The 7,973-nt window shown below is 61.4% G+C and carries 10 protein-coding genes; 2 read left to right on the forward strand and 8 right to left on the reverse strand.

The window, feature by feature from the left end; all coding sequences use genetic code 11:
- The first annotated feature begins 49 nt into the window (after positions 1–49).
- Positions 50–601, forward strand: a complete 552-nt coding sequence (locus V0R60_RS14800; protein WP_330079463.1) for a hydrolase — start codon at positions 50–52, stop codon at positions 599–601.
- A 68-nt stretch (positions 602–669) separates the two neighbouring features.
- Positions 670–1,749, forward strand: a complete 1,080-nt coding sequence (locus tag V0R60_RS14805; RefSeq protein ID WP_330079464.1) for a DUF1615 domain-containing protein — start codon at positions 670–672, stop codon at positions 1,747–1,749.
- Positions 1,750–1,793: 44 nt separating this feature from the next.
- Here V0R60_RS14805 and V0R60_RS14810 read toward each other — a convergent pair whose 3' ends face one another.
- Genes V0R60_RS14810 through V0R60_RS14845 form a run of 8 tightly spaced genes read right to left on the reverse strand, consistent with a single transcriptional unit; the run spans position 1,794 to position 7,912 of the window.
- Positions 1,794–2,711, reverse strand: coding sequence for a metal ABC transporter solute-binding protein, Zn/Mn family (locus tag V0R60_RS14810; RefSeq protein ID WP_330079465.1), 918 nt, complete (start codon positions 2,709–2,711; stop codon positions 1,794–1,796).
- A complete protein-coding gene (locus V0R60_RS14815; RefSeq protein WP_136475465.1) occupies positions 2,708–3,607 on the reverse strand; it encodes a metal ABC transporter permease in 900 nt (299 codons plus the stop codon). Before V0R60_RS14815 ends, V0R60_RS14810 begins: the two co-directional genes overlap by 4 nt.
- Positions 3,607–4,356 (reverse strand): metal ABC transporter ATP-binding protein, encoded by a 750-nt coding sequence (locus tag V0R60_RS14820; protein ID WP_136475466.1) that lies wholly within the window; start codon positions 4,354–4,356, stop codon positions 3,607–3,609. Before V0R60_RS14820 ends, V0R60_RS14815 begins: the two co-directional genes overlap by 1 nt.
- Positions 4,353–5,273, reverse strand: coding sequence for a metal ABC transporter substrate-binding protein (locus V0R60_RS14825; RefSeq protein ID WP_136475467.1), 921 nt, complete (start codon positions 5,271–5,273; stop codon positions 4,353–4,355). Before V0R60_RS14825 ends, V0R60_RS14820 begins: the two co-directional genes overlap by 4 nt.
- Before the next feature lie 14 nt (positions 5,274–5,287).
- On the reverse strand, positions 5,288–5,857 hold the full coding sequence (locus V0R60_RS14830) for a DUF6162 family protein (RefSeq protein WP_330079466.1): 570 nt from the start codon (positions 5,855–5,857) through the stop codon (positions 5,288–5,290).
- Positions 5,854–6,177, reverse strand: a complete 324-nt coding sequence (locus V0R60_RS14835; protein ID WP_136475469.1) for a hypothetical protein — start codon at positions 6,175–6,177, stop codon at positions 5,854–5,856. Before V0R60_RS14835 ends, V0R60_RS14830 begins: the two co-directional genes overlap by 4 nt.
- Complete coding sequence (locus tag V0R60_RS14840; protein WP_136475470.1) at positions 6,174–6,710, reverse strand: thiamine pyrophosphate-binding protein; 537 nt, start codon at positions 6,708–6,710, stop codon at positions 6,174–6,176. Before V0R60_RS14840 ends, V0R60_RS14835 begins: the two co-directional genes overlap by 4 nt.
- A complete protein-coding gene (locus V0R60_RS14845; RefSeq protein WP_136475471.1) occupies positions 6,707–7,912 on the reverse strand; it encodes a PepSY-associated TM helix domain-containing protein in 1,206 nt (401 codons plus the stop codon). Before V0R60_RS14845 ends, V0R60_RS14840 begins: the two co-directional genes overlap by 4 nt.
- Positions 7,913–7,973 lie beyond the last annotated feature (61 nt).

The raw sequence follows: 7,973 nt of genomic DNA on the forward strand, positions 1-7,973 counted from the left end.
CCTGCGTCTGGGCGAGCCTTGGGGCTCAACCATGACGCAGGTGCAAGGAATGTTGATCAAGGCGAATCAGGCCAGCTTGCTGGTGATCGATGTGCAGGAAAAACTCATAGGTGCGGTCAGTGACCCGGCCGGTACCCTGGCCCGCACGCGCTGGTTGATGGCGGCGACAGCCGAACTGGGGTTGCCCACGGTGATTTCCGAGCAGTACCCCAAGGGTCTTGGCGCAACTGTCGCGGCGCTCAAAGAGGCATCGCCCGATGCCCAGGTGGTCGAGAAACTGCATTTCTCTTGTGTGGCGGCTGAATGCTTGCCGGCATCGTTGCTTGCTCGCGAGCAGGTCATTGTCTGCGGCATGGAAACCCATATCTGTGTGCTGCAAACCGTGCTTGGGCTGAGGGCGCTGGGCAAGCAAGTGTTTGTGGTCGAAGATGCCTGCGACAGCCGTAGCAGTGCCAGCAAGGCTGCCGGTATCGCCCGCATGCGCGATGCCGGGGCGCAGATCGTCACACGGGAGATGGTCGTATTCGAGTTGATGGAAAACTCTGCGCATCCCCAGTTCCGACATATCAGTAAAACCTACATGGTCGGCGAACAGCCCTGAGCCCGCATTGCAGTCAGGCGCCTCCCTCGCTACTGTGCTGCTATTGCCGCAAGAGGCGAGGGCAGTGCATGCAAGTTAGAGGTCTGGTTTTTGCTGTTGCCGTGTTGTTGACGGTGCAGGGCTGCGTTACCCAGCGCGAAGAATCCGAGTCGGATCCGGCCAAGGTGCGGGCGCAGATCCTGCGTTTACTGCCTGCCGCCACCAAAGACCGTGAAGGTTGGGCCAGGGATATCCAGACCGCCTTCACCACGCAGAAAATCAGCGCCAGTCGCTCTAATCTTTGCGCTGTACTGGCAGTGACCGAGCAGGAGTCGACCTTTCAGGCCGACCCGCAGGTACCGGGTCTGGGCCGTATTGCTCGCCAGGAAATAGACCGCCGCGCCGCCAGCCTGCATATCCCGCACATGTTGGTCAATGCTGCACTGCAAACGCGTTCACCCAACGGCAAGACCTACAATGAGCGACTCAATGCCGTACGCAGTGAAAAGCAGCTGAGCGCGATTTTTGACGACCTTATTGGCAGTGTGCCCCTGGGCCGAACCCTGCTGGGCGATTTGAACCCGGTGCGCACGGGTGGGCCGATGCAGGTCAGCATTGCCTTTGCCGAGCGTAACGCTCGTGACTATCCCTACAGTCACAACGCAACGATTCGTCAGGAAGTGTTCAGCCGGCGTGGCGGTATGTACTTCGGTATCGCCCACCTGCTGGGCTATCCCAGCCATTACGAACGTCAGCTCTACCGTTTTGCCGACTTCAATGCCGGCTGGTATGCGAGCCGCAATGCGGCGTTCCAGAGTGCCCTGAGCCGCGCCAGTGGGGTGAAACTGGCCCTGGACGGTGATCTGATCGCGCCCGGGGCGATTCTGCCGGGCTCTACCGAGAAAGCCGCGCGCCGGGTGGGTGAGCAGTTAGGCCTGCGTAATCCGAGTATTCGTGCGCAGCTGGAAAAGGGTGACAGCCTGGACTTCGAGGAAACCCGCTTGTACAGCGGTGTGTATGCGCTGGCAGAAGGCAAGTCAGGCAAACAGCTGCCACGTGCGCAACTACCGGGAATCGAGCTGAAGAGTCCGAAAATTACCCGTAAATTGACCACTGCCTGGTTCGCCAATCGGGTCGATGAACGTTATCAGCGCTGCATGAAACGCTGATAACGATTCACTCCGGTAGCAGCAGCGGGCTTGCCCGGCGACAGTTAGCTGTTGCCTGCCGCCAATGCATTCACGACTTGCTCGACACTTGCCTTGAGCCCGGCCAGGGTGTCTTGCGGGTCGGTATCGATCACTAACAACTTGGCGCCGGAGGCGTTGATCACGTCGGCTACTTCCTTGCTCGGTTGTTTGTGGTGCAGTACCAGGGCCACCTCCTGTTCCTTGAGTTCATCGCCCAGTTGCTTGAGCGCCGCCGCACTCCATTGGTCATCCGCCACGTGTGGGTGGTCGATCAGGTCCAGATTCAGGCCGCTGATCAGGTAGTCCAGGCGCTCCGAGAGGTTGATCACGCTGAGGTTGTCGGCATCGGCCAGGCGCGATTCGCTGCTGGCGCTAAGTTCCAGCAACTGGCGTTTGACGCTCGCCAGGTTGGCCTGGATTTTGGTTTGATCTTTCGGGCTCAGGCGGCCAAGGTCATGGGCCAGCACATCGGCCATGCGGCCCAGGTTGGTCGGGTTCAGCCATGGGTAGGCGCTGAAGGCATCGTTGCCTTGCACCGCGATGCCCGGCAGAGCACCGTCAACTGGGCGTGCAGCATCGATTTCAATAATACGGATGTTACTGCGCCGGGCGATTGGGTAGAGCGGGTCGTCACTCCAGATCGAGCGCAAGGCGATAACGGCATCGGCTTGGCCGGCCGCTTTCTGCAGGCTGGCGCCGCCGCGGCCGCTGAAGTAGGACGGTTGGCGCGAGGCCGGAATGTTCGCAGGCGCAGCGCGCTCCAGCTTGACCGTGGTGCCGTCGAGCAAGGCGCTGGCCAAAGTATGGGTGACAGGCAGCGAGGCAAGGACGCTGACGGCGGCCTGTTGCTGCGCGACAGCCGCGGCGTTCTCGGCCTGGCTGAGTGCGGGCAGGCCAGCCAGGGCCAGGGCCAGGCACAGATGCTTGAGGTCGAAGGTCATGCCGGGTTTCCTTGCAGGCGTGGAACAAGGCCGCGGGCGAGGGCGGCGAGGGCGAAGCAGCAGCCCGCGACGAGAATGATTGCCGCGCCCGAGGGCACCGGCAGGTCAAAGACAATCGGCAGCAGGATCCCGACCAGGGTGCTCAAGGTCGCGATCACGACCGAGGCCCAGAAGAACCCCTTCAGCGATTGGCTGATCAGGCGTGCCGCCGCAGCCGGAATCACCAGCAGGGCACCGACCAGGATTGCGCCGATGACTTTCACCGCTGCCACGGTGACCAGGGTAACCAGAATCACGAACAGGTAATCCAGGCTCTTCACCGCTACGCCGCGTACTGCTGCCAACTGCGGGTTGAAGCTGGCCAGCATGATGCGATTGTACAGCGGCAGGGCCAGCGCCAGTACCAGGGTGCCGACGATACCCAGCACCAGCAGGTCTTGGCCGTTGACGGTGAGTACCGAACCGAACAGGACGTTTTCAAGGATGTGCACGTTGATCTTGCCGGCCAGCATCAGCAGCAGGCTGGCGCCCAACGCGAGGGAGACAGAAAGAAATACGCCAATCAAGGTGTCGGGTGAAAGCCCGGTACGGTTGCGCAGAAAGTTCAGCAGGATGCCGAACAGCAGGCAGTAGCCGAACAAGCTGCCATAGGGGCCGGTGTAGGGCTCGCCGAGCAGAATGCCGATAGCCACCCCGGTGAGTGCGGCGTGGCCGACAGCTTCAGAGAAGAAAGCGAAACGCTTGACTACCACCAGGGTGCCGAGCCCGCCCAATACCGGACCGATCATCAGGCCGGCGAGCAGGGCGTTGACCACAAAGCCGTAGGCCAGGGCTTCAGGCAGATAGCCGGAGCTGGCCCAGCCCTGGATCAGCAGGCGAAATTCTTCGTAGTTCATCAGACGGTGCTCTCGCTGCGCGGGTGGATGGAGAACAGACTGAGCAGGCGATCCGGCGTCAGCGCCTGCTTGGGCGGTTCATCGAACAACACGCGGCGGCTCAGACCAGTGACCTTGTCGGCCAGGCGTGCCACCGCTTGCAGGTCATGCTCGATCCACAGCACGGTAGTGCCAGCGGCGCGCCAGTCCAGCAGCAAACGCTCGAACACCTGGATACCGGCTTCGTCCAGCGCTGACATGGGCTCATCCAATACCAGCAGTTGCGGCGCGGGAATCAGGCCCTGAGCCAGCAAGATGCGCTGGCGCTCGCCGCCCGAAAGGGCACCCATGCGCCGCTTGCGTTTGTCCAGCATGCCAACGCGTTCAAGCGCCGCATCGATCGCCGGCCCCACCCTGCGCGACAAACCAAGAAAGGCCGGGCGCCGCTGGCACATGGCGGCCATGAAGTCGTCGACAGTCATCGGCAAGCCGCGGTCGAATTCCAGGGCCTGAGGAACATAGCCAATCACGTGGCTATCGCCAGGCCAAGTCAACGTCAGTTGGCCCTGGTGCGGCATCTGTCCGAGCAACGTCTTGACCAGCGAGCTCTTGCCGCCGCCATTAGGGCCCACCAGTGCATGCACGCTACCGGCAGCGACCTTGAAGCTGACCTGATCGAGAATCCGAGTGCGGCCCAAGGTCAGGTCAATGCCGGCAAACTCGATATCCGGCCCGCAGGGTTGGCGGGTGACGGTTTCGGCAACAGTCATGCCTTGGACTCCTTGATCGCCCGCACCACGGTATCGAGGTTGCGCTTCATCTCGACCTCGTACTTCTCCTTGCTGTAGTCGCCATAGGAGATGTGCGTCAGCGGGTAGATCTTCACCCCGGACTCACGTTGGATGGTCTCGACGTAGGCGGAGGGGAAGTCCATCTCCGAGAAAATGACCTTAACGTCGAGAGCCCTGAGTTGGTCAATGGTCTTCTTCAGTTGGCTCGGGCTCGGCTCGATACCGTGTGCTGGCTCGACCACCGCGGTGACTTCCAGGCCGAACTCACGTACCAGGTAGTCATAGGCCGCATGGATGGTGGCGACGCGGAACTCGGCTCCCGGCGCTTCAGTGACTTGCGCCAGAGCATCGGCACGCAGCTTGCGCAGACGCTTGGCATAGGCACGGGCGTTCTGGCTGTAGTACTTGGCGTTGTCCGGGTCGAGCTTGCCCAGTTCACGGGCGATGTTGTTGACCTGGGCGATGCTGGCACTGATAGACAGGAAGGTATGCGGATTGACTACTTTGCCCGCACCGCGCGCGGCAACGCCAGTGGCAGCGAGTAGCGGCACGTTGGTGTTGGATTCGATCACGGTAATCTGCGGCTTTTCGCTGGCGGCAATCATGCGATCGGCAAAATCATCGTGGCCGATGCCATTGAGGACGACCACATCGAGGCTGCCGATGCGCTTGATGTCTTCGGCGCGTGGCTCGTAAGCATGAGGATTGAAGCCCGCAGGAATCAGTGGCACCACTTCGGCCTTGTCACCGACGATGTTGGCAACGTAGCTGTAATAGGGGTGCAGGGTGATGCCGATACGCAGCGGCTTGCCGTTGACCTCGGCCTGCGCCAGGGTAGGCAGGGCCAAGGCGATGAACACCGTGAAAAGACGACGAGCGAGGGCGGAGCGAAGCATGGGGCGTCCTTGTGTCAGTGGCGATGCTGGCGCGTGACGCCGGCGTCGTATTGGGCGGCGATCTGCTGCCAGCCAGCGGCAATCAGGGCCGCAGCGCTCAGATCAGGAGGGACGCTGGCATCAGCCTTGCGCTGAAGCCAGACATCGGCAACGCCGTCATGGGTGGCAGGTATCAGCAGCAGGAAGCTGCCGGCTACTGTCGGCGACTGGCTCAAGCCCAGGTAGGCCTGTTCGCCGAGTCGTTGCCATTGATGCTCACCACGGCTGGCGCTGCTGGCATCCTGGGTAAACGGCGGGAAGCCTTCGTCGGCCAGCACCTCTACCGCAAGCAGATGCTGCTCTTCTTCGTGGCGTAGCTGGATTTCATCGAAAGCGACCCGCAGGTCGGCGTACACACCTTGCTCAGCAGCGTTCAAATCGCGCCGGGCATCGAGTTGATGAGCTTCGATGCTGACTTCGTCATGATGCTCGCCGCGCAGCGCGACAATGCTTGCGGCCAATGCCAGGATAAACAGGCTTACCAGCAGCACATACAAGGTTTCGTGCCCGGCGCCGGCCGGGCGTACTACCTGGACCCGGCTCATTGCTCGATATCTGCATAGTCGATCTCCACCACGTGACCGGGGCCGGCATCGAACAGCACGTAAAACTCGCCTTCAGGGCGTTTGAAGGTCAGCTTGGAATTCTCCCCAAGCTTGCCGGGCACCAGGATTTCTTCGTTGTAGCCAATCACATCGAGGGTTACCCCCGGGGCGCCGCTGCCATCGGAAAAGCCGCCGGTGCATTCGATCTGCTCCCCGTCGATCGGCTTGCACTCACACATCGGGTTGTGGGCCAGGGCGGGGCTGGCAACGCCCAGCAACAGCAAGGGCAGGAGCAGCCTGCACGCGGTGGACTTCATCATTTGCCTCCTTGTTTGGTCAGCCAGGCAACGGTAGCCGGTGATGCCTTGGCCAGCGGGATGGATGCCTGGTGCATGCTGCCGTCCCAGCCTTCGAGGGTGATCCAGATTTCGGCGTCCGGACGGGTCTTGGGCGCGATCGGCAGACTGTTGCCCATGCGATAGGGCGGGCCGAAGAAGATGGTGCCCGCGGCGCGCAAGCTGCGCGGCTTGCCGATACGCAGGTAGGCAGCCTTGACCTTGTCGATGCAGGTCTTGCACACGCTGGCGTTGAAGGTTTTGAAATAGCCTGCCGGGCCGTCGGCCAGCGGCGCTTCATCGCGCAGTTCGGCCAAGCGGATACTCCAGGGGCCGACCTGAATTTCACCCAGGTCTCGCTCACCCAGGCCACTGTCGCCACGGAACAGGGCAGCGTCGGCAAAGTACTTGGGCATGAATCCCAGGGGAATCAGCAACAGCAAAATGTTCAAATGAAAACGCCATTTGTGCCAAAAACGGCTCAATGGGCTTTGTGGCGCAACTGCTGCCTTGCTCATAGGCTGGCCTCCGTAGCGGTGTCGGTGCTGGCTTTGCTGCCCTTGCGTGGCGCGCGCTCGCTACGCTTGAGGGCTGCGGCCGTGGCTTGAGCGGTACGTTTGGTCCAGATCAGCAGGCCGCTGAGCACCATCATCGACAGCAGCAGGCCAAAGAACGCCCAGATCAGCTTGATGGCCAGGCCGCCGAAGTCCCCGGTGTGCAACGGTCGCATCGACTCGGTGACAAATTCTACGGCCGAGCGATCGCTGAGCAGGAACTGCGCCTCGATCTTGCTGTTGTAGGGGTTGACGTTGACAGTCTGGAACATCAGCGGATACCAGCCGCGACCGCCCAGGTATACGTGGGAATAGGCGTTGCCGGGCAGGGTGACGAAGCTCACATCGAGGCCGGCGATTTGTTCCTTGGCGATTCGCGTGGCGTCATCAAGGCTGATGCGGGGTGCCGGTTCGCCGGTTTCGGTGCGTGGCACATCCTCACGGGCAATGACCGGTACCACAGGCTCGGTAGAGAGGGTTACGTGGTTGTCGGCCAGAATTGCCTGAATCAAAAACCAGGTGCCGGTGATCGAGATCACTGCAATGAACCAGATCGACCAGATGCCGCTCAAGCGATGGAAGTCGCCCCAGAAAATGCGCGCGCCGTGGTTGAAGCGCAATGTGGGCTTGAAGAAGCCTTTCCAGAAGCGTTTATACACAACCAGTCCGGTCACCAAGGAGGCCAGCATCGGCAGGCCAAGCAAGGACACCAGGTACCAGCCCCAGCTGTAGCCGTTGGTAAAGGGCACCAACCACCACCCATGCAGGGCGCGGGTAAAGGCTTCGAAGTTGAAGTCCGGCACCTTGCCCTGCACGGCCCCGGTGTAGGGGTTCACGTACAGCGTCGGGGCGCTGCCATCGGGGTAGGTGACCGAGGCATTGAGGGCGAAGTGCGAGCCGTCCGGTTGGCTGAGAAAGCGCACCGCCATGTCCGGCTCGGCCCTGTGCAGCGCGTCGAGCACCTGCTGGAAGCTCAAAGGCTGGGCATCGTCACTCGGCTTGCTGGCGCGCACATCCGGGTTGGCCAGCCAGACGATTTCCTGGCTGACCACTGCCAAGGTGCCGGTAACGCATACGATCAGGACGAAAAACCAGATCGGCAGGGCGAGCCAGCTGTGCACCAGAAACCACAGTCTGGACTTGGATTTTTTCTGTTTTTGGGACATTGCAGGTGTCTTTTCAGAGAAATTGAGGTCGAGCCGATGCTCAGCCTGGGGACTGCAATAG

Source organism: Pseudomonas auratipiscis, assembly GCF_036324085.1.
Taxonomy (GTDB): Bacteria; Pseudomonadota; Gammaproteobacteria; order Pseudomonadales; family Pseudomonadaceae; genus Aquipseudomonas; species Aquipseudomonas auratipiscis.

What these genes read in the sequence shown, in the direction of transcription:
- V0R60_RS14820 (WP_136475466.1), bottom strand. Translation starts at nt 4,356, where the DNA reads ATGACTGTTGCCGAAACCGTCACCCGCCAACCCTGCGGGCCGGATATC.
- V0R60_RS14825 (WP_136475467.1), bottom strand. Translation starts at nt 5,273, where the DNA reads ATGCTTCGCTCCGCCCTCGCTCGTCGTCTTTTCACGGTGTTCATCGCC.
- V0R60_RS14835 (WP_136475469.1), bottom strand. Translation starts at nt 6,177, where the DNA reads ATGATGAAGTCCACCGCGTGCAGGCTGCTCCTGCCCTTGCTGTTGCTG.
- V0R60_RS14800 (WP_330079463.1), top strand. Translation starts at nt 50, where the DNA reads ATGTTGATCAAGGCGAATCAGGCCAGCTTGCTGGTGATCGATGTGCAG.
- V0R60_RS14845 (WP_136475471.1), bottom strand. Translation starts at nt 7,912, where the DNA reads ATGTCCCAAAAACAGAAAAAATCCAAGTCCAGACTGTGGTTTCTGGTG.
- V0R60_RS14815 (WP_136475465.1), bottom strand. Translation starts at nt 3,607, where the DNA reads ATGAACTACGAAGAATTTCGCCTGCTGATCCAGGGCTGGGCCAGCTCC.
- V0R60_RS14830 (WP_330079466.1), bottom strand. Translation starts at nt 5,857, where the DNA reads ATGAGCCGGGTCCAGGTAGTACGCCCGGCCGGCGCCGGGCACGAAACC.
- V0R60_RS14805 (WP_330079464.1), top strand. Translation starts at nt 670, where the DNA reads ATGCAAGTTAGAGGTCTGGTTTTTGCTGTTGCCGTGTTGTTGACGGTG.
- V0R60_RS14810 (WP_330079465.1), bottom strand. Translation starts at nt 2,711, where the DNA reads ATGACCTTCGACCTCAAGCATCTGTGCCTGGCCCTGGCCCTGGCTGGC.
- V0R60_RS14840 (WP_136475470.1), bottom strand. Translation starts at nt 6,710, where the DNA reads ATGAGCAAGGCAGCAGTTGCGCCACAAAGCCCATTGAGCCGTTTTTGG.